Raw genomic sequence first — 21368 nt, forward strand, 5'->3', positions numbered from 1 at the left:
GCCCTACTTCTTCTTGGCTTCTTTACGACGGACGACTTCGTCCGCGTAGCGCACACCTTTGCCTTTGTACGGCTCTGGTGGACGGAAGTCGCGGATCTCAGCGGCCACTTGACCTACCAGCTGCTTATCGATGCCCTTGATCAGGATATCGGTCTGGCTAGGAGTCTCAGCGGTGATGCCTTCCGGCAGTTCGTAATCCACTGGGTGCGAGAAGCCAAGGGCCAGGTTCAAAACCGTGCCTTTTGCTTGCGCCTTGTAACCAACACCGACCAGCTGGAGCTTGCGCTCGAAGCCTTGGCTTACGCCTTGGACCATGTTGTTTACCAACGCACGCGTGGTACCGGCCATTGCGCGAGTTTGTTGATCGCCATTGCGAGCAGCGAAACGCAGCTCACCAGCTTCTTCAACGATCTCAACGGACGAATGGATGTTCAGTTCAAGAGTACCCTTGGCACCCTTCACCGAAAGCTGCTGGCCTGCGAATTTTACTTCGACACCGGCTGGCAGCTTAACGGGGTTCTTAGCGACGCGAGACATGCTTATCCCCCCTTAGAACACAGTGCAAAGAACTTCGCCGCCGACACCGGCAGCGCGCGCAGCACGATCCGTCATCACACCTTTGTTGGTGGAGACGATAGACACACCGAGACCGCCACGAACTTTTGGCAGATCATCGACGGACTTGTACTGACGCAGGCCTGGACGGCTAACGCGCTTCACTTCTTCGATAACCGGACGGCCTTCGAAGTACTTCAGCTCGATGGACAGCAGTGGTTTGATTTCGCTGCTGATCTGATAACCCGCAATGTAACCTTCGTCCTTCAGGACTTTGGCAACAGCTACCTTCAACGTGGAAGATGGCATGCTTACGACGGACTTTTCAGCCATCTGGGCATTACGGATACGAGTTAGCATGTCCGCTAACGGGTCCTGCATACTCATGGGCTAGACGCTCCTAATACAAAAAAATTAGCCTTGCGGCTATTACGTGTCGCCGAGAATCTCCGAGCATGAAAAACACGGGCTCAGGCGAGCCGGGTATTCTAGACACACCCCAGAAATGAATCAAGCCCCAAAAGGGGCTTGATCCAGATTCAAGGCCACCGGCGGTCAGGATCTTGCGATCCTGGACACCGAGACTTTGACAGTACTTACCAGCTGGCTTTAACCAGACCCGGTACGTCACCACGCATGGCAGCTTCACGCAGCTTGTTACGGCCGAGGCCGAACTTGCGGTAAACGCCGTGTGGACGACCGGTCAGGCGGCAGCGGTTACGCATGCGCGAAGCGCTTGCGTCACGTGGCTGCTTCTGCAGGGCTACTGTAGCTTCCCAACGCGCTTCTGGACTTGCGTTCAGATCAACGATGATAGCTTTCAGTGCTGCACGCTTCTTGGCGTACTTGGCAACCGTGAGCTGACGCTTCAGCTCGCGGTTTTTCATGCTCATCTTGGCCATGGTCCTACTCCAATCAGTTGCGGAACGGGAATTTGAACGCACGCAGCAGAGCGCGGCCTTCATCATCGTTCTTGGCAGTGGTGGTCAGGGTGATGTCCAGACCGCGGAGAGCATCGATCTTGTCGTAGTCGATTTCCGGGAAGATGATCTGCTCTTTCACGCCCATGCTGTAGTTGCCACGACCATCGAAGGACTTGGCATTCAGGCCGCGGAAGTCGCGAACCCGAGGCAGGGAGATCGACAGCAGACGATCCAGGAACTCGTACATACGCTCACGGCGCAGGGTCACTTTGACGCCGATCGGCCAACCTTCACGGACTTTAAAGCCAGCGATGGATTTGCGAGCGTAGGTCACAACGACTTTCTGGCCGGTGATCTTTTCCAGGTCAGCAACAGCGTGCTCGATGACTTTTTTGTCGCCGATCGCTTCGCCCAGACCCATGTTCAGGGTGATTTTGGTAACGCGCGGAACTTCCATCACGTTCGAAAGCTTAAGTTCTTCCTTAAGTTTCGGAGCAATTTCCTTCCGGTAAATCTCTTTTAGTCGTGCCATGGTCTCATCTACCTAGCAGTGTTCAAGCATCAACCGCTTTTTGGGTCGACTTGAAGACACGAATTTTCTTGCCGTCTTCTACTTTGAAACCAACGCGGTCAGCCTTGTTGGTTTCGCCGTTGAAAATGGCGACGTTAGAAGCATCCAGTGGAGCTTCTTTTTCGACGATACCGCCCTGCACGCCCGACATCGGGTTAGGCTTGGTATGACGCTTGACCAGGTTCAGACCACCAATAACCAGACGGTTGTTAGCGAGAACCTTAAGCACCTTACCGCGCTTACCTTTGTCTTTGCCGGCGATCACGATGATCTCGTCGTCACGACGAATCTTTTGCATGTCGGATCTCCTTACAGCACTTCTGGGGCGAGCGAGACGATCTTCATGAACTTCTCAGTACGAAGTTCACGGGTCACTGGCCCAAAGATACGGGTGCCGATCGGCTCTTGCTTGTTGTTCAGAAGAACAGCAGCGTTGCCATCAAAGCGGATAATGGAGCCATCAGCACGACGTACGCCGTGACGAGTGCGGACTACAACAGCAGTCATCACTTGGCCTTTTTTCACTTTACCGCGAGGAATTGCTTCCTTCACGGTAACTTTGATTATGTCACCGATACCAGCGTAACGACGATGGGAGCCACCCAGCACCTTGATGCACATAACACGGCGAGCGCCGCTGTTATCGGCCACATCGAGCATGGATTGAGTCTGAATCATATAATTTCTCCGACCCCTAGTCCTTAGACTTCCACAGCGCGTTCGAGAACATCAACCAGCGCCCAAGACTTGGTCTTGGCCAAAGGACGAGTTTCACGAATAGTGACTTTGTCGCCGATGTGGCACTGATTGGTTTCGTCGTGCGCGTGCAGCTTAGTCGAACGCTTAACGTATTTACCGTAGATCGGGTGCTTAACGCGACGCTCGATCAGAACGGTGATGGTTTTGTCCATCTTGTCGCTGACAACACGGCCAGTCAGCGTACGGACAGTTTTTTCGGCTTCAGCCATGATTACTTACCTGCCTGCTGGTTGAGCACAGTCTTCACGCGAGCGATGTCACGCTTAACTTGCGAGAGCAGATGAGACTGCCCCAACTGGCCAGTTGCTTTCTGCATACGCAGATTGAACTGGTCGCGCAGCAAGCCGAGCAGTTGCTCGTTCAGCTGCTGTGCGGATTTTTCACGAAGTTCATTCGCTTTCATCACATCACCGTCCGTTTAACAAAGGCGGTGGCGAGCGGCAGCTTTGCAGCAGCCAGGGCAAAAGCCTCACGCGCCAGCTCTTCAGTTACACCCTCGATTTCATACAGGACTTTGCCTGGCTGAATCTGGGCTACCCAGTATTCGACGTTACCCTTACCTTTACCCATCCGAACCTCGAGAGGTTTTTTGGAGATCGGCTTGTCCGGGAATACACGGATCCAGATCTTGCCGCCACGTTTAACGTGACGGGTCAGTGCACGACGCGCTGACTCGATCTGACGAGCGGTGAGACGACCACGAGCTACAGACTTCAGCGCGAACTCGCCGAAGCTGACTTTGCTACCGCGCTGAGCCAGACCACGGTTGTGGCCTGTCATCTGCTTGCGGAACTTCGTACGCTTTGGTTGCAACATTTGGCGTACCCCTTACTTAGCAGCTTTTTTACGAGGCGCTGGTGCTTGTGGTTTCAGTTCTTCTTGGCGACCACCAATTACTTCGCCTTTGAAGATCCAAACCTTTACACCGATCACACCGTAAGTGGTGTGAGCTTCGTAGTTGGCATAGTCGATGTCGGCACGCAGGGTGTGCAATGGCACACGACCTTCGCGATACCATTCAGTACGTGCGATTTCAGCACCGCCGAGACGACCGCTCACTTGGATTTTGATGCCTTTGGCACCAATGCGCATGGCGTTCTGTACAGCGCGCTTCATAGCGCGACGGAACATTACGCGACGCTCCAGCTGCTGAGCTACGCTCTGCGCAACCAGCATACCGTCGAGCTCCGGCTTGCGGATCTCTTCGATATTGATGTGCACAGGCACACCCATTTGCTTGGTCAGGTCCTGACGCAGTTTCTCAACATCCTCACCCTTCTTCCCGATAACGATACCTGGACGAGCGGTGTGGATGGTGATACGTGCAGTTTGGGCCGGACGATGGATATCGATACGGCTTACGGACGCGCTTTTTAGTTTGTCTTGGAGATACTCACGCACCTTCAGATCTGCGAGCAAATAGTCCGCATAAGTCCGACCGTCTGCGTACCAGACGGAGGTGTGCTCCTTGACGATTCCCAGGCGAATGCCAATGGGATGTACTTTCTGACCCATCTCTTCGACTCCGTTACTTGTCAGCAACCTTGACAGTGATATGGCAAGACCGCTTGACGATGCGATCAGCACGGCCTTTGGCACGTGGCATGATGCGCTTCAGCGAACGCCCTTCGTTGACGAAAACGGTGCTGACCTTCAGGTCATCAACGTCTGCGCCTTCGTTATGCTCGGCGTTGGCTACGGCCGACTCCAGCACTTTCTTCATGATCTCGGCGGCTTTCTTACTACTGAAAGCCAACAGGTTGAGCGCTTCGCCCACCTTCTTCCCGCGGATCTGGTCGGCGACCAAGCGGGCTTTCTGGGCGGAGATTCGAGCGCCCGACAACTTAGCGGCTACTTCCATTTCCTAACCCCTTAACGCTTGGCTTTCTTGTCTGCCACGTGCCCGCGATAAGTGCGGGTACCGGCGAACTCGCCCAGTTTGTGGCCGACCATGTCTTCGTTCACGAGAACTGGGACGTGCTGACGACCGTTGTGTACTGCGATGGTCAAACCGACCATTTGTGGCAGGATCATCGAACGACGCGACCAGGTTTTCACCGGTTTGCGATCGTTCTTTTCCGCCGCCACTTCGATCTTCTTCAGTAGGTGAAGATCGATAAAAGGACCTTTTTTCAGAGAACGTGGCACTGTCGTATCCCTCTATTTACTTGCGACGACGGACGATCATTTTGTCGGTACGCTTATTACCACGAGTCTTCGCGCCCTTAGTCGGGAAGCCCCATGGCGATACCGGATGACGACCACCAGAGGTACGACCTTCACCACCACCATGTGGGTGGTCAACCGGGTTCATGGCAACACCACGAACGGTTGGGCGAACGCCACGCCAGCGTTTGGCACCAGCTTTACCCAGCGAACGCAGGCTGTGCTCGGAGTTCGAGACTTCGCCCAGGGTCGCACGGCATTCAGCCAGGACTTTACGCATTTCACCGGAACGCAGACGCAGGGTAACGTACACGCCTTCACGAGCGATCAGCTGAGCCGAAGCACCAGCGGAACGAGCGATCTGAGCGCCTTTACCTGGCTTCAATTCGATGCCGTGTACGGTGCTACCAACTGGAATGTTGCGCAGTTGCAGAGCGTTGCCCGGCTTGATCGGTGCCAGGGCACCTGCGATCAGCTGGTCGCCAGCGCTCACGCCTTTAGGGGCGATGATGTAGCGACGCTCGCCATCTGCGTACAGCAGCAGAGCGATGTGAGCAGTACGGTTTGGATCGTATTCGATACGCTCGACAGTGGCAGAGATGCCATCTTTGTCGTTGCGACGGAAGTCGACCAGACGATAATGCTGCTTATGACCACCACCGATGTGACGAGTGGTAATACGGCCATTGTTGTTACGACCACCAGTCTTCGATTTCTTCTCGAGCAGCGGTGCGTGAGGAGCGCCTTTATGCAGCTCCTGGTTGACCACCTTGACCACAAAACGGCGGCCAGGGGAAGTCGGTTTGCATTTAACGATTGCCATGATGCACCCCTTCCTTACTCAGCACTGCTGCTGAAATCGAGATCTTGGCCTGGCTGAAGGGAGATAACTGCCTTCTTCCAGTCATTACGCTTGCCCAGACCGCGAGCAGTGCGCTTGCTCTTACCCAGAACATTCAAGGTAGTAACACGCTCTACTTTCACGCTGAACAGGCTTTCGACGGCCTTCTTGATTTCCAGCTTGGTTGCGTCGGTAGCAACCTTGAAAACGAACTGGCCTTTCTTGTCTGCCAGAACCGTAGCCTTCTCGGAAACGTGCGGGCCAAGCAGAACTTTAAATACGCGTTCCTGGTTCATCCCAGCAGCTCCTCGAATTTCTTCACGGCCGACACGGTGATCAACACCTTGTCGTATGCGATCAGACTAACTGGATCGGAACCTTGCACGTCACGTACATCTACGTGTGGCAGGTTACGAGCAGCCAGGTACAGGTTCTGATCAACAGCGTCGGACACGATCAGAACGTCGGTCAGGCTCATGTTGTTCAGCTTGCCCAGCAGGTCTTTGGTTTTCGGCGTTTCAACGGCGAAATCCTGAACCACGACCAGACGATCAGTACGCACCAGCTCAGCAAGGATGGAACGCATTGCTGCGCGATACATCTTCTTGTTCAGCTTCTGGGAGTGATCCTGAGGACGAGCTGCGAAAGTGGTACCGCCGCCACGCCAGATTGGGCTACGGATAGTACCGGCACGAGCACGGCCAGTACCTTTCTGACGCCATGGGCGCTTACCGCCACCACGAACGTCGGAACGGGTCTTTTGCTGCTTGGAACCCTGACGACCGCCAGCCATGTAGGCTACGACTGCTTGGTGAACCAGCGTCTCGTTGAATTCGCCGCCAAATGTCAGTTCGGAAACTTCGATCGCTTGAGCGTCATTTACATTTAATTGCATGTCAGCTTCCCCTTAACCGCGAGCCTTGGCTGCTGGACGTACAACCAAGTTGCCGCCAGTAGCGCCAGGAACAGCGCCCTTGACCAACAACAGATTGCGTTCAGCGTCCACGCGCACTACTTCGAGGGACTGCACGGTCACGCGCTCAGCGCCCATATGACCGGACATTTTTTTGCCCTTGAATACACGACCAGGAGTCTGGCACTGGCCGATAGAGCCTGGAACGCGGTGGGATACGGAGTTACCGTGGGTGTTATCTTGCCCGCGGAAATTCCAACGCTTGATCGTACCCTGGAAGCCTTTACCCTTGGACTGACCGGTTACATCAACCAGTTGACCAGCGGCGAAGATTTCAGCGTTGATCAGATCGCCGGCCTGGTACTCGCCTTCTTCAAGGCGGAATTCCATTACGGTACGACCAGCGGCAACGTTCGCTTTAGCGAAGTGGCCAGCCTGAGCTGCTGTTACACGCGAAGCACGACGCTCGCCGACAGTGACTTGCACTGCACGATAGCCATCGGTCTCTTCAGTTTTGAACTGGGTGACGCGATTCGGCTCGATCTCAATGACCGTGACCGGAATGGAGACACCTTCTTCGGTGAAAATACGGGTCATACCGCATTTACGACCGACTACACCAATAGTCATGTTGTAAACCTCATGAGTGTACGGGGCTTTCACCCGCTATGGCCGCCCATTTCAGAGCGTTACACGACTAAGACCGAGTCTTAGCCGAGGCTGATCTGTACTTCCACACCGGCCGCCAGATCAAGCTTCATAAGTGCATCAACGGTTTTATCCGTTGGCTGGACGATGTCCAGTACGCGCTTATGAGTACGGATCTCGTACTGGTCACGCGCGTCTTTGTTGACGTGCGGGGAGACCAGAACGGTGAACCGCTCTTTACGGGTAGGCAGTGGAATTGGACCACGCACTTGTGCACCAGTACGTTTCGCGGTTTCCACGATTTCCTGGGTGGATTGGTCGATCAGGCGATGGTCAAAAGCCTTCAACCTGATACGGATTTGCTGATTTTGCATTGGATTTCAGACTCCGGCTGCTATTCCCAGCGAGCGCAATACGCCCGTTAAAAGGAGGCGCAATTCTATAGACGCCCCAGATAGGTGTCAACCCAATAAAAAAGCCCCCGCTGAGCGGGGGCTTTTCAAAGCATCGAAGCTATCTCAAAGGAGATGCTTACTCGATGATTTTGGCTACGACGCCAGCGCCGACGGTACGACCGCCTTCACGGATAGCGAAACGCAGGCCGTCTTCCATCGCGATGGTCTTGATCAGGGTAACTTCCATCTGGATGTTATCACCTGGCATTACCATTTCAACGCCTTCTGGCAGCTGGCAGTTACCAGTCACGTCAGTAGTACGGAAGTAGAACTGTGGACGGTAGCCTTTGAAGAACGGAGTGTGACGACCGCCTTCTTCCTTGCTCAGAACGTAAACTTCTGCGGTGAACTTGGTGTGCGGCTTAACCGAACCTGGCTTAACCAGAACCTGGCCACGCTCAACGTCGTCACGCTTGGTACCACGCAGCAGAACGCCGCAGTTCTCGCCAGCACGACCTTCGTCGAGCAGCTTGCGGAACATTTCAACACCGGTGCAGGTGGTGGTGGTAGTGTCACGCAGACCAACGATTTCCAGCGCATCTTGAACGCGAACGATACCGCGCTCGATACGACCAGTCACAACAGTACCACGACCCGAGATCGAGAATACGTCTTCGATTGGCATCAGGAATGGCTTGTCGATCATACGAACTGGTTCTGGGATGTAGCTGTCCAGAGTCTCTACCAGCTTCTTAACAGCGGTAGTACCCATTTCGTTGTCGTCTTTGCCTTCCAGCGCCATACGAGCCGAACCGATGATGATTGGAGTGTCATCGCCCGGGAAGTCGTAGGTGGACAGCAGGTCGCGAACTTCCATCTCGACCAGTTCCAGCAGCTCAGCGTCGTCTACCAGGTCAGCCTTATTCAGGAAAACCACGATGTACGGAACGCCTACCTGACGGGACAGCAGGATGTGTTCACGGGTTTGCGGCATCGGACCATCAGCGGCCGAGCAAACCAGGATCGCGCCGTCCATCTGGGCAGCACCGGTGATCATGTTCTTCACGTAGTCAGCGTGACCTGGGCAGTCAACGTGAGCGTAGTGACGAATGGCCGAGTTGTACTCAACGTGAGCGGTGTTGATGGTGATACCACGAGCTTTTTCTTCTGGCGCGCTGTCGATTTTATCGAAATCAACGATTGCAGAACCGAAAACTTCGGAGCAAACGCGAGTCAGAGCTGCGGTCAGAGTGGTTTTACCGTGGTCAACGTGACCGATGGTGCCAACGTTGACGTGCGGTAGGGAACGATCAAATTTTTCTTTAGCCACGACAATTAACTCCTTGCCTAAAGGACTGAATCAGCCTTGTTTTTTGGTTACAGTTTCGACGATGTGCGACGGAGCTGTATTGTATTTTTTGAATTCCATAGAGTAGCTTGCGCGACCCTGGGACATCGAACGAACGTCGGTCGCATAACCGAACATCTCGCCCAACGGAACTTCAGCACGGATCACCTTGCCGGAGACCGTGTCTTCCATACCCAGAATCATGCCGCGACGACGGTTAAGGTCGCCCATCACGTCACCCATATAGTCTTCAGGCGTAACAACCTCTACCGCCATGATCGGCTCGAGCAACTCACCACCACCCTTCTGGGCCAGTTGCTTGGTCGCCATGGAAGCAGCCACCTTAAACGCCATCTCGTTCGAGTCGACGTCGTGGTAAGAACCATCAAACACGGTAGCCTTCAGGCCGATCAGCGGATAGCCGGCAACAACGCCGTTCTTCATCTGCTCTTCGATACCCTTCTGGATAGCCGGGATGTATTCCTTAGGAACCACACCACCCACTACTTCGTTCACGAATTGCAGACCTTCCTGACCTTCGTCAGCAGGAGCAAAACGGATCCAGCAATGGCCGAACTGGCCACGACCACCGGACTGACGAACGAACTTGCCTTCGATTTCGCAATTCTTCGTGATGCGCTCACGATACGAAACCTGAGGCTTGCCGATGTTGGCTTCGACGTTGAACTCACGGCGCATCCGGTCAACCAGGATGTCCAGGTGCAACTCGCCCATGCCAGAGATGATCGTTTGACCAGTCTCTTCATCAGTCTTGACGCGGAAAGACGGGTCTTCCTGAGCAAGTTTGCCCAGAGCGATACCCATTTTTTCCTGGTCATCCTTGGTCTTAGGCTCAACGGCAACCGAAATAACCGGCTCCGGGAAGTCCATGCGAACCAGGATGATTGGCTTGTCAGCGTTGCACAAGGTTTCACCAGTGGTGACGTCCTTCATGCCGATCAAGGCCGCGATGTCACCAGCGCGTACTTCCTTGATCTCTTCACGGGCGTTTGCGTGCATCTGCACCATACGGCCCACGCGCTCTTTCTTGCCTTTGACCGAGTTGATCACGCCGTCGCCGGAGGCCAACACGCCCGAGTAAACACGGACGAAAGTCAAGGTACCCACGAATGGGTCGGTAGCGATCTTGAACGCCAGAGCCGAGAACGGCTCGTTGTCGTCTGCATGACGCTCCATTTGCTTTTCCTCGTCATCAGGGTCGGTACCCTTGATGGCAGGAATGTCGGTTGGAGCCGGCAGGTAGTCGATAACGGCGTCGAGAACCAGGGGAACACCCTTGTTCTTGAAGGAAGAACCGCAAACAGCCAGAACGATCTCACCAGCGATAGTACGCTGACGCAGAGCACCCTTGATTTCCTCGATGGTGAGCTCTTCACCTTCAAGGTACTTGTTCATCAGCTCTTCGCTGGCTTCGGCCGCAGCCTCAACCATGTTGTTGCGCCACTCTTCAGCCAGTTCCTGCAGTTCAGCAGGGATGGCTTCACGACGAGGGGTCATGCCCTTGTCGGCATCGTTCCAGTAAACCGCTTCCATGGTCATCAGATCGATCTGACCCTGGAAGTTGTCTTCGGAACCGATAGCCAACTGGATAGGCACCGGAGTGTGACCCAGACGCTGCTTGATCTGAGCGATCACACGCAGGAAGTTCGCACCGGCACGGTCCATCTTGTTCACGTAAACGATACGTGGAACACCGTACTTGTTGGCTTGACGCCATACGGTTTCGGACTGAGGCTCAACGCCGGAAGTACCACAGAACACAACGACCGCGCCGTCGAGTACGCGCAGGGAACGCTCAACTTCAATAGTGAAGTCTACGTGGCCCGGGGTATCGATGACGTTGAAACGGTACTGGTCCTTGTGCTGCTTCGCAGAACCCTGCCAGAAGGCGGTAATGGCAGCAGAAGTAATGGTAATACCACGCTCCTGCTCCTGCACCATCCAGTCTGTGGTCGCGGCGCCGTCATGCACCTCGCCCATTTTGTGACTTTTGCCAGTGTAAAAAAGGACGCGCTCAGTGGTGGTGGTTTTACCAGCATCCACGTGTGCAACGATACCAATGTTACGGTAGCGATTAATCGGTGTTGTACGAGCCATAAAGCCCTCGCAAAATGAGTGACGCTAAAATTAGAAGCGGTAGTGCGAGAAAGCCTTGTTGGCTTCAGCCATACGGTGAACGTCTTCACGCTTCTTAACTGCAGCACCTTTACCTTCGGCAGCGTCCAACAGTTCGCCAGCCAAACGCAGAGCCATAGACTTCTCGCCGCGCTTGCGGGCGTAGTCTACCAACCAGCGCATTGCCAGAGCGTTACGACGGGAAGGACGAACCTCGACCGGAACCTGGTAAGTAGCACCACCAACGCGGCGCGACTTCACTTCGACCAGCGGAGCGATGGCGTCGAGTGCTTTTTCGAAGAGTTCCAGGGGATCGGTGCCGGCCTTACGAGCCTTCACGGTATCCAGGGCACCATAAACGATACGCTCGGCAACGGCTTTCTTGCCGCTTTCCATTACGTGGTTCATGAATTTGGCGAGGATTTGGCTTCCGTATTTCGGATCGTCCAGAATCTCACGCTTGGCTGCTACGCGACGTCTTGGCATTGATAAGCCCTCAAACGGTCTTCAGGTTAGCCCGGGACAGCTCCTGTGGATGCGTGCCCGACCTTACTCTTATCGACTCAATAAAATGAAAAACTGCAAAACGGCCGATTATTTCGGACGCTTGGTACCGTACTTCGAACGACCCTGGTTACGACCTTTAACACCGGAAGTATCCAACGAACCGCGAACGGTGTGGTAACGAACACCTGGCAAGTCTTTTACACGACCGCCGCGGATCAGTACCACGCTGTGCTCTTGCAGGTTGTGGCCTTCACCGCCGATGTACGAGGAAACCTCGAAACCGTTGGTCAGGCGCACACGGCATACTTTACGCAGTGCCGAGTTAGGTTTTTTCGGCGTGGTGGTGTACACACGGGTGCACACGCCACGGCGTTGCGGGCAGTTCTGCAGCGCAGGCACGTCGGATTTCTCGACGATACGCTTACGCGGCTGACGTACCAGCTGGTTGATAGTTGCCATCTACTAGCTCCACTGTTGTCTTGCGACGCTATTGTCTTGCAAGAAAAGCAAAATGGCAGGAACGAGTTCCCGCCAAATTTAGGGGTACAAGAGTCTAAAGAGGATCTTGTCCCCAGTCAAGGCAAGGCCCCGCCCTCCCCGCTCATCCAATCTCGACAAATTGTCTCGATTCGATGAACGGAGTGACCAGGGCCTCACACTCATTTACCGCAGAACTCAGTTACCGCTCGAGTTCAGCGCTTCGGTCAGTGCAGCTTCCACTTCACTGGCGCTTACGCGCAACGGCTTGTCTGCATCACGGCGGCGCTTACGCTCGCTGTGATAAGCCAGACCGGTACCGGCCGGGATCAGACGACCCACGACCACGTTTTCTTTCAGGCCGCGCAGGTAATCGCGCTTGCCGGTTACCGCCGCTTCGGTCAGTACGCGAGTGGTTTCCTGGAAGGAAGCCGCCGAGATGAACGATTCGGTGGACAACGACGCCTTGGTGATACCCAGCAGAACGCGAGTGAACTTGGAGACAAACTTGTCTTCGCCGCTCAGACGCTCGTTCTCTACCAGAACGTGAGTCAATTCCATCTGGTCGCCCTTGATGAAACTGGAATCGCCGGATTCAGCGATCTCAACTTTACGCAGCATCTGACGCAGGATGGTCTCGATGTGCTTGTCGTTGATCTTCACGCCTTGCAGACGGTAAACGTCCTGGATCTCGTTAACGATGTACTTGGCCAGCGCACTCACACCCAGCAGACGCAGGATGTCGTGTGGATCGCTCGGACCGTCGGAGATAACTTCGCCGCGGTTTACCTGTTCGCCTTCGAAGACGTTCAGGTGACGCCACTTCGGAATCAGCTCTTCATACGGGTCGGTACCGTCGTTCGGGGTGATGACCAGACGGCGCTTGCCTTTGGTCTCTTTACCGAACGCGATGGTGCCGCTGACTTCAGCCAGAATCGACGCTTCTTTCGGACGACGGGCTTCGAACAAGTCGGCAACACGCGGCAGACCACCGGTGATGTCGCGAGTTTTCGAAGTCTCTTGCGGGATACGAGCGATAACATCACCGATCGCGATCTTCGCACCGTCCGCTACACCGACCAGGGCGTTGGCTGGCAGGAAGTACTGAGCGATAACGTCAGTACCTGGCAGCAACAGATCCTTGCCGTTGTCGTCGACCATCTTCACGGCAGGACGGATGTCCTTACCGGCAGCTGGGCGATCTTTGGCATCAAGTACTTCAATGTTGGTCATACCGGTCAATTCGTCAGTCTGACGCTTGATCGTGATGCCTTCTTCCATGCCCACGTAGGTCACGGTACCTTTCATTTCGGTAACGATCGGGTGAGTGTGCGGATCCCACTTGGCCACGATGGCGCCAGCTTCGACCTTGTCACCTTCTTTAACCGAAATCACGGCACCGTACGGCAGCTTGTAACGCTCACGCTCACGACCGAAGTCATCCGCGATGGCCAGCTCACCGGAACGGGACACGGCAACCAGGCAACCATCCACTCGTTCCACGTGCTTCAAATTGTGCAGACGAACAGTACCGCCATTCTTCACCTGGACGCTGTCCGCAGCGGAGGTCCGGCTTGCCGCACCACCGATGTGGAACGTACGCATCGTCAGCTGGGTACCCGGCTCACCGATGGACTGGGCAGCGATAACGCCGACCGCTTCACCGATGTTCACCTGGTGACCACGAGCCAGATCGCGACCGTAGCACTTGGCGCAAATACCGAAGCGGGTTTCGCAGCTGATCGGCGAACGCACGATCACTTCGTCGATGCTGTTGAGCTCGATGAACTCGACCCACTTCTCGTCTACCAGGGTGCCGGCAGGAACGATGACGTCCTCGGTACCCGGCTTGAATACGTCACGGGCGATAACACGACCCAATACGCGCTCACCCAGCGGCTCTACAACGTCACCGCCTTCAATGTGCGGAGTCATCAGCAGACCGTGTTCGGTCCCGCAGTCAACTTCGGTCACAACCAGATCCTGCGCAACGTCTACCAGACGACGCGTCAAGTAACCGGAGTTAGCGGTTTTCAACGCAGTATCCGCAAGACCCTTACGAGCACCGTGAGTGGAGATGAAGTACTGAAGTACGCTCAAACCTTCACGGAAGTTCGCAGTAATCGGCGTTTCGATGATGGAGCCGTCCGGCTTGGCCATCAGACCACGCATACCGGCCAGCTGACGGATCTGCGCAGCAGAACCTCGAGCACCGGAGTCGGCCATCATGTACATCGAGTTGAACGATTCTTGCTCAACTTCGTTGCCGTGACGGTCGATAACCTTCTCTTTCGAGAGGTTCGACATCATTGCCTTGGAGACTTCGTCGTTAGCTTTCGACCAAAGGTCGATTACTTTGTTGTACTTCTCGCCCTGAGTTACCAGGCCCGAGGCGTACTGACTTTCGATCTCTTTCACTTCATCGGTTGCAGCCGCGATGATGCGGGCTTTCTCATCCGGGATAACGAAGTCGTTAACACCGATGGAAACGCCGGAAATGGTCGAGTAAGCAAAACCGGTGTACATCAACTGGTCAGCGAAAATAACGGTCTCTTTCAAACCAACCACGCGGTAGCACTGGTTGATCAGCTTGGAGATCGCCTTTTTCTTCATCGGCAGGTTGACGACGTCGTACGACAGACCTTTTGGCACAACCTGGAACAACAGAGCACGGCCGACAGTGGTGTCAACGATACGGGTGTTGCTCACGCTGCCGCCATCACGGTCGTTGACGGTTTCGTTGATCCGGACTTTAACCTTGGCGTGCAGTGCGGCTTCGCCGGCACGGAACACACGGTCAACTTCCTGCAGATCCGCGAACACACGACCTTCGCCCTTGGCGTTGATCGCTTCACGCGTCATGTAGTACAGACCCAATACAACGTCCTGCGACGGAACGATGATTGGCTCACCGTTGGCTGGCGACAGAATGTTGTTGGTCGACATCATCAACGCACGCGCTTCGAGCTGGGCTTCCAGCGTCAGCGGTACGTGCACGGCCATTTGGTCGCCGTCGAAGTCGGCGTTGTACGCGGCGCAGACCAGAGGGTGCAGCTGGATAGCCTTACCTTCGATCAGTACCGGTTCAAACGCCTGGATACCCAGACGGTGAAGGGTCGGTGCACGGTTGAGAAGAACCGGGTGTTCGCGAATCACTTCAGCGAGAACGTCCCAGACTTCCGGCAGCTCGCGCTCGACCATCTTCTTGGCAGCCTTGATGGTGGTAGCGAGACCACGCATTTCAAGCTTGCCGAAAATGAACGGTTTGAACAGCTCGAGAGCCATTTTCTTCGGCAGACCGCACTGATGCAGGCGCAGGGTCGGACCTACGGTAATTACCGAACGGCCGGAGTAGTCAACACGCTTACCGAGCAAGTTCTGACGGAAACGACCCTGCTTACCCTTGATCATGTCAGCCAGGGATTTCAGAGGACGCTTGTTGGAACCGGTGATAGCGCGGCCACGACGACCGTTGTCGAGCAGTGCGTCGACAGCTTCCTGCAACATACGCTTTTCGTTGCGCACGATGATGTCCGGAGCGGACAGATCAAGCAGGCGCTTCAAGCGGTTGTTACGGTTGATCACTCGACGATACAGATCGTTGAGGTCGGAAGTCGCGAAGCGACCGCCATCCAGCGGGACCAGTGGACGCAGATCTGGCGGCAGAACCGGTAGAACGGTCAGCACCATCCACTCTGGCAGGTTGCCGGAACCCTGGAAGGCTTCCATCAACTTCAGACGCTTGGACAGCTTCTTGATTTTGGTTTCGGAGTTGGTTTGCGGAATTTCTTCACGCAGGCGGCCAATCTCGTGTTCCAGGTCGATAGCGTGCAGCAGTTCGCGGACAGCTTCGGCACCCATGCGGGCATCGAAATCGTCGCCGAACTCTTCCAGCGCTTCGAAGTACTGCTCGTCGTTGAGCAGCTGACCTTTTTCAAGGGTGGTCATGCCTGGATCGATAACGACGTAGCTCTCGAAGTAGAGAACGCGTTCGATATCACGCAGGGTCATGTCCATCAGCAAGCCGATACGGGACGGCAGCGATTTCAGGAACCAGATGTGGGCAACTGGCGAGGCCAGTTCGATGTGCGCCATGCGCTCACGACGAACTTTTGCCAGCGCGACTTCAACGCCGCACTTCTCGCAGATCACACCACGGTGCTTCAAGCGCTTGTACTTACCGCACAGGCACTCGTAATCCTTTACCGGGCCAAAGATCTTGGCGCAGAACAGGCCGTCACGCTCAGGTTTGAACGTACGGTAGTTGATGGTTTCCGGCTTTTTAACTTCACCGAACGACCACGAGCGGATCATCTCAGGCGATGCCAATCCGATACGGATGGCGTCGAACTCTTCGACTTGACCCTGGTTTTTCAGCAAATTCAGTAGGTCTTTCAAGGCCTTTCCTCCTGGCGGAGCAGAGAGCGGGCAATCCTGCCCCGCTCTCGATTCGCGTCACGTGTTATTCGGTTTCCAGATCGATATCGATGCCGAGGGAACGAATTTCCTTGATCAACACGTTGAAGGACTCGGGCATGCCCGGCTCCATACGGTGATCGCCATCCACGATGTTTTTGTACATCTTGGTACGGCCGTTCACATCGTCCGACTTCACTGTGAGCATTTCTTGCAGAGTGTAAGCGGCACCGTATGCTTCCAGTGCCCAGACCTCCATCTCCCCGAAACGCTGACCACCGAACTGCGCCTTACCACCCAGCGGTTGCTGAGTAACCAGGCTGTACGAACCGGTAGAACGAGCGTGCATCTTGTCGTCTACCAAGTGGTTCAGCTTCAGCATGTACATGTAGCCAACGGTAACCGGACGCTCGAACTTGTTGCCGGTACGGCCGTCGGTCAGCTGCATCTGACCGCTTTCTGGCAGGTCCGCCAGTTTCAGCATGGCCTTGATTTCGCTTTCCTTGGCGCCGTCGAACACTGGAGTGGCCATTGGAACGCCGCCACGCAGGTTTTGAGCCAGATCCAGGATTTCCTGGTCCGAGAAGTCATCGAGGCTTTCCTGACGACCGCCGATCTCGTTGTAGATCTCGTGCAGGAACTTGCGCAGCTCGGCAACTTTGCGCTGCTCTTCAATCATGCGGTTGATCTTCTCGCCCAGACCTTTGGCCGCGAGGCCCAGGTGGGTTTCAAGGATCTGACCGACGTTCATACGCGAAGGTACGCCCAACGGGTTGAGGACGACGTCTACCGGGGTGCCATTGGCATCGTGCGGCATGTCTTCAACCGGCATGATCACGGAGACCACACCCTTGTTACCGTGACGACCGGCCATCTTGTCGCCCGGCTGGATGCGACGACGGATTGCCAGGTAAACCTTGACGATCTTCAGCACGCCTGGAGCCAGGTCATCGCCCTGCTGCAGTTTGCGCTTCTTGTCTTCGAACTTGTCGTCCAGCAGACGGCGACGATCAACGATGTAGGCCTGAGCCTTCTCGAGCTGCTCGTTCAGAGCATCTTCAGCCATGCGCAGTTTGAACCACTGGCCGTGCTCAAGACCGTCGAGAACTTCGTCGGTGATGTCCTGGCCTTTCTTCAGACCGGCGCCGCCTTCGGCTTTGTGGCCGACCAGAGCGGAACGCAGACGTTCGAAAGTAGCACCTTCAACGATACGGAACTCTTCGTTCAGGTCCTTGCGGATCTCGTCCAGCTGGGACTTCTCGATCGACAGGGCACGAGCATCACGCTCAACGCCGTCGCGGGTGAAGACCTGTACGTCGATGACAGTACCTTTGGTACCGGTAGGTACACGCAGGGAAGTGTCTTTAACGTCGCTGGCTTTTTCACCGAAGATCGCACGCAGCAGTTTTTCTTCAGGAGTCAGCTGGGTCTCGCCTTTCGGAGTGACCTTACCGACCAGGATGTCGCCTGCGCCAACTTCAGCACCTACGTAAACGATACCGGCTTCGTCCAGCTTGTTCAGAGCCGCTTYACCCACGTTCGGGATGTCGGCAGTGATTTCCTCTGGGCCAAGCTTGGTGTCACGGGCCACACAGGTCAGTTCCTGGATGTGGATCGTGGTGAAGCGGTCTTCCTGAACAACACGCTCGGACAGGCAGATGGAGTCTTCGAAGTTGAAGCCGTTCCATGCCATGAACGCGATGCGCATGTTCTGACCCAGTGCCAGTTCACCCATGTCGGTGGACGGGCCGTCGGCCATGATGTCGCTACGCTGAACCCGATCACCCTTACGCACCAGCGGACGCTGGTTGATGCAGGTGTTCTGGTTGGAGCGGGTGTATTTGGTCAGGTTGTAGATGTCGACACCGGCTTCACCGGTTTCAACTTCGTCATCGGCAACACGAACCACGATACGGCTGGCGTCGACGGAGTCGATCACGCCGCCACGACGAGCCACGACGCAAACGCCGGAGTCACGGGCTACGTTACGCTCCATGCCGGTACCTACCAGCGGCTTGTCAGCGCGCAGGGTTGGTACAGCTTGACGCTGCATGTTCGAACCCATCAACGCACGGTTGGCGTCGTCGTGCTCGAGGAACGGAATCAGCGACGCAGCAACCGAAACTACCTGCTTCGGCGATACGTCCATCAAGGTGACGTCTTCCGGCGCCTTGACGGTGAATTCGTTCAAGTGACGAACAGCTACCAGCTCGTCGATCAGGACTTTCTTGTCGTTCATCGTGGCCGAGGCCTGAGCGATCACGTGATCGGCTTCTTCGATGGCGGACAGGAACACGATCTCGTCGGTGACCAGAGCGTCTTTCACCACACGGTACGGGCTTTCCAGGAAGCCGTACTGGTTGGTGCGCGCATAAGCGGCCAGGGAGTTGATCAGACCGATGTTCGGACCTTCCGGCGTTTCAATCGGGCATACACGACCGTAGTGAGTCGGGTGTACGTCACGCACTTCAAAGCCAGCACGCTCACGCGTCAGACCACCAGGGCCGAGTGCAGAAACACGACGCTTGTGGGTGATCTCGGACAGCGGGTTGTTCTGGTCCATGAACTGCGACAGCTGGCTGGAACCGAAGAACTCTTTCACCGCCGCAGCCACTGGCTTGGCGTTGATCAGGTCTTGCGGCATCAGGCCTTCGCTTTCAGCCATCGACAGACGCTCTTTGACCGCACGCTCAACACGTACCAGGCCAACGCGGAACTGGTTCTCGGCCATTTCGCCTACGCAGCGAACACGACGGTTACCCAGGTGGTCGATGTCATCGACGATGCCTTTACCGTTGCGGATGTCGACCAGGGTCTTCAGTACCGCGACGATGTCTTCCTTGCACAGCACGCCCGAACCTTCGATCTCGGTACGACCGATACGGCGGTTGAACTTCATCCGGCCGACCGCAGACAGATCATAGCGCTCAGGGCTGAAGAACAGGTTGTTGAACAGGGTCTCGGCAGCGTCTTTGGTTGGCGGCTCGCCAGGACGCATCATGCGATAGATCTCGACCAGCGCTTCCAGTTGGTTGCTGGTGGAGTCGATCTTCAGAGTGTCGGAGACGAACGGACCGCAGTCGATATCGTTGGTGTACAGAGTTTCGATGCGAACAACCTGAGCCTTGGCGATTTTGGCCAGGATCTCGGTGTTCAGCTCGGTGTTGCACTCTGCCAGGATTTCGCCGGTTGCCGGATGCACGATGACCTTGGCGGTTGTACGACCCAGGACGTAGTCCAGAGGCACATCCAGCTCTTTGATCCCGGCTTTTTCCAGCTGGTTGATGTGGCGAGCGGTGATACGACGACCCTGCTCGACAATAACCTTGCCTTTGTCATCCAGAATATCGAGGACAGCGATTTCACCGCGCAGGCGCTGAGGCACCAGCTCCAGGCTCAGGGTCTCGCCCTTCACGTGGAATACGTTGGTGGTATAGAACGCGTCCAGCACTTCTTCAGTGGTATAGCCCAGCGCGCGCAGCAGTACCGAGGCAGGCAGCTTGCGACGACGGTCGATACGCACGAATACGCAGTCTTTCGGGTCGAACTCGAAGTCCAGCCACGAACCGCGGTAAGGAATGATGCGCGCGGAGTACAGCAGTTTACCGGAGCTGTGCGTCTTGCCACGGTCGTGGTCGAAGAACACGCCCGGGGAACGGTGCAGCTGGGAAACGATTACACGCTCGGTACCGTTGATTACGAAGGTACCGTTTTCAGTCATCAGGGGAATTTCACCCATGTAGACTTCTTGCTCTTTGATGTCCTTGATCGCTTTGTTCGACGACTCTTTGTCGAAAATGATCAGGCGCACTTTTACCCGCAAAGGTACGGCGTAAGTTACACCGCGCAATACGCATTCTTTGACATCAAATGCCGGTTCGCCCAGGCGATAACCGACGTACTCCAGCGCAGCATTGCCGGAGTAGCTGATGATCGGGAAAACGGATTTGAAGGCCGCATGCAGGCCCACGTCGCGGAACTGATCTTTAGTCGCTCCCGCTTGCAAGAATTCACGATACGAATCCAGCTGGATGGCCAGGAGGTACGGCACATCCATGACGTCCGGCAACTTGCTAAAGTCCTTGCGGATACGTTTTTTCTCAGTATATGAGTAAGCCATCAGCGTTCCCCAGCTTGGTCACCTGCTTGTTTGGCCCCTCCCGACGGGAGCAGCCAGAAAATCGTGCAAACCCCATGGTTTGCGCCACCGCATCGGGTGGTTACAGCACGTTATCGGCACCGACCCAGTCGGCTGCCAATAACGGAAAAAGGCCGGTGGCAAGAGCCACCAGCCATCAGCCTGTCGCTTAACGCTCGGGCTGGAGACGCAAAGTCGATGCTTACTTCAGCTCGACTTTAGCGCCTGCTTCTTCCAGAGTTGCTTTGGCTTTGTCGCCTGCATCTTTGGTCACTGCTTCCAGAACCATGGCAGGAGCGCCGTCAACTACAGCCTTGGCTTCTTTCAGGCCCAGACCGGTCAGTTCACGTACTGCCTTGATCACGTTAACTTTCTTCTCGCCAGCTTCCAGCAGCATGACGTTGAATTCAGTTTGCTCTTCAACAACAGCGGCAGCAGCAGCTGGACCAGCCGAAGCAGCAGCAGCGGTAACACCGAATTTTTCTTCGAAAGCTTTGATCAGCTCAACAACTTCCATTACGGACATGTTGCCAACTGCTTCAAGGATATCGTTCTGAGAGATAGACATGAATCTA

General features: G+C 55.4%; 24 protein-coding genes. All 24 read right to left on the reverse strand.

Features of this window, described 5'->3' with window-relative positions; genetic code table 11:
- Positions 1 to 3: 3 nt before the first annotated feature.
- The gene (gene rplF, locus AC1DVE_RS27320; RefSeq protein ID WP_003176412.1) at positions 4 to 537 is read right to left on the reverse strand and encodes a 50S ribosomal protein L6; all 534 of its coding nucleotides are present in this window, start codon (positions 535 to 537) and stop codon (positions 4 to 6) included.
- 12 nt (positions 538 to 549) lie between these two features.
- Complete coding sequence (rpsH, locus tag AC1DVE_RS27325; protein ID WP_003186040.1) at positions 550 to 942, reverse strand: 30S ribosomal protein S8; 393 nt, start codon at positions 940 to 942, stop codon at positions 550 to 552.
- A gap of 209 nt (positions 943 to 1151) precedes the next feature.
- Complete coding sequence (gene rpsN / locus AC1DVE_RS27330; protein WP_003176414.1) at positions 1152 to 1457, reverse strand: 30S ribosomal protein S14; 306 nt, start codon at positions 1455 to 1457, stop codon at positions 1152 to 1154.
- A gap of 13 nt (positions 1458 to 1470) precedes the next feature.
- Entirely contained in the window at positions 1471 to 2010 is a 540-nt protein-coding gene (gene rplE / locus AC1DVE_RS27335) for a 50S ribosomal protein L5 (protein ID WP_003210069.1), read from the reverse strand.
- Between the two features lie 22 nt (positions 2011 to 2032).
- On the reverse strand, positions 2033 to 2347 hold the full coding sequence (gene rplX / locus AC1DVE_RS27340) for a 50S ribosomal protein L24 (RefSeq protein WP_003176416.1): 315 nt from the start codon (positions 2345 to 2347) through the stop codon (positions 2033 to 2035).
- A gap of 11 nt (positions 2348 to 2358) precedes the next feature.
- Complete coding sequence (gene rplN / locus AC1DVE_RS27345; RefSeq protein WP_002555479.1) at positions 2359 to 2727, reverse strand: 50S ribosomal protein L14; 369 nt, start codon at positions 2725 to 2727, stop codon at positions 2359 to 2361.
- 23 nt (positions 2728 to 2750) lie between these two features.
- The gene (gene rpsQ / locus AC1DVE_RS27350; protein WP_003176419.1) at positions 2751 to 3017 is read right to left on the reverse strand and encodes a 30S ribosomal protein S17; all 267 of its coding nucleotides are present in this window, start codon (positions 3015 to 3017) and stop codon (positions 2751 to 2753) included.
- A 2-nt stretch (positions 3018 to 3019) separates the two neighbouring features.
- Positions 3020 to 3211 carry a 50S ribosomal protein L29 gene (gene rpmC / locus AC1DVE_RS27355; protein ID WP_002555481.1) on the reverse strand — a complete coding sequence of 64 codons (192 nt, stop codon included), beginning with the start codon at positions 3209 to 3211 and terminating at the stop codon, positions 3020 to 3022.
- Positions 3211 to 3624, reverse strand: coding sequence for a 50S ribosomal protein L16 (gene rplP, locus AC1DVE_RS27360; protein WP_003232424.1), 414 nt, complete (start codon positions 3622 to 3624; stop codon positions 3211 to 3213). The genes rpmC and rplP overlap by 1 nt, the downstream gene beginning before the upstream one ends.
- A gap of 12 nt (positions 3625 to 3636) precedes the next feature.
- The gene (gene rpsC, locus AC1DVE_RS27365) at positions 3637 to 4323 is read right to left on the reverse strand and encodes a 30S ribosomal protein S3 (RefSeq protein WP_008065719.1); all 687 of its coding nucleotides are present in this window, start codon (positions 4321 to 4323) and stop codon (positions 3637 to 3639) included.
- 13 nt (positions 4324 to 4336) lie between these two features.
- Entirely contained in the window at positions 4337 to 4669 is a 333-nt protein-coding gene (gene rplV, locus AC1DVE_RS27370; protein WP_003103908.1) for a 50S ribosomal protein L22, read from the reverse strand.
- An 11-nt stretch (positions 4670 to 4680) separates the two neighbouring features.
- A complete protein-coding gene (gene rpsS, locus AC1DVE_RS27375; RefSeq protein ID WP_002555486.1) occupies positions 4681 to 4956 on the reverse strand; it encodes a 30S ribosomal protein S19 in 276 nt (91 codons plus the stop codon).
- Between the two features lie 16 nt (positions 4957 to 4972).
- Positions 4973 to 5797, reverse strand: coding sequence for a 50S ribosomal protein L2 (rplB, locus tag AC1DVE_RS27380; RefSeq protein WP_003176423.1), 825 nt, complete (start codon positions 5795 to 5797; stop codon positions 4973 to 4975).
- Between the two features lie 14 nt (positions 5798 to 5811).
- On the reverse strand, positions 5812 to 6111 hold the full coding sequence (gene rplW, locus AC1DVE_RS27385) for a 50S ribosomal protein L23 (RefSeq protein WP_002555488.1): 300 nt from the start codon (positions 6109 to 6111) through the stop codon (positions 5812 to 5814).
- Positions 6108 to 6710 (reverse strand): 50S ribosomal protein L4, encoded by a 603-nt coding sequence (rplD, locus tag AC1DVE_RS27390; protein ID WP_003228735.1) that lies wholly within the window; start codon positions 6708 to 6710, stop codon positions 6108 to 6110. The genes rplW and rplD overlap by 4 nt, the downstream gene beginning before the upstream one ends.
- A gap of 12 nt (positions 6711 to 6722) precedes the next feature.
- Positions 6723 to 7358, reverse strand: coding sequence for a 50S ribosomal protein L3 (rplC, locus tag AC1DVE_RS27395; protein ID WP_003186059.1), 636 nt, complete (start codon positions 7356 to 7358; stop codon positions 6723 to 6725).
- 80 nt (positions 7359 to 7438) lie between these two features.
- Positions 7439 to 7750: a 30S ribosomal protein S10 gene (gene rpsJ, locus AC1DVE_RS27400; RefSeq protein ID WP_003186070.1), complete on the reverse strand. Its 312-nt coding sequence runs from the start codon at positions 7748 to 7750 to the stop codon at positions 7439 to 7441.
- A 157-nt stretch (positions 7751 to 7907) separates the two neighbouring features.
- Entirely contained in the window at positions 7908 to 9101 is a 1194-nt protein-coding gene (gene tuf, locus AC1DVE_RS27405) for an elongation factor Tu (protein ID WP_223453680.1), read from the reverse strand.
- A gap of 30 nt (positions 9102 to 9131) precedes the next feature.
- Complete coding sequence (gene fusA, locus AC1DVE_RS27410; RefSeq protein ID WP_007994652.1) at positions 9132 to 11237, reverse strand: elongation factor G; 2106 nt, start codon at positions 11235 to 11237, stop codon at positions 9132 to 9134.
- Positions 11238 to 11267: 30 nt separating this feature from the next.
- On the reverse strand, positions 11268 to 11741 hold the full coding sequence (gene rpsG, locus AC1DVE_RS27415; protein WP_007994653.1) for a 30S ribosomal protein S7: 474 nt from the start codon (positions 11739 to 11741) through the stop codon (positions 11268 to 11270).
- A gap of 108 nt (positions 11742 to 11849) precedes the next feature.
- The gene (gene rpsL / locus AC1DVE_RS27420; RefSeq protein WP_003186084.1) at positions 11850 to 12221 is read right to left on the reverse strand and encodes a 30S ribosomal protein S12; all 372 of its coding nucleotides are present in this window, start codon (positions 12219 to 12221) and stop codon (positions 11850 to 11852) included.
- A gap of 216 nt (positions 12222 to 12437) precedes the next feature.
- Positions 12438 to 16637, reverse strand: a complete 4200-nt coding sequence (gene rpoC, locus AC1DVE_RS27425; protein ID WP_150726866.1) for a DNA-directed RNA polymerase subunit beta' — start codon at positions 16635 to 16637, stop codon at positions 12438 to 12440.
- A 64-nt stretch (positions 16638 to 16701) separates the two neighbouring features.
- Positions 16702 to 20775 (reverse strand): DNA-directed RNA polymerase subunit beta, encoded by a 4074-nt coding sequence (rpoB, locus tag AC1DVE_RS27430; protein WP_477784344.1) that lies wholly within the window; start codon positions 20773 to 20775, stop codon positions 16702 to 16704.
- Positions 20776 to 20995: 220 nt separating this feature from the next.
- The gene (gene rplL, locus AC1DVE_RS27435) at positions 20996 to 21361 is read right to left on the reverse strand and encodes a 50S ribosomal protein L7/L12 (RefSeq protein ID WP_108218340.1); all 366 of its coding nucleotides are present in this window, start codon (positions 21359 to 21361) and stop codon (positions 20996 to 20998) included.
- Between the last annotated feature and the right edge of the window lie 7 nt (positions 21362 to 21368).

This window comes from Pseudomonas sp. P4_B4 (assembly GCF_056402255.1).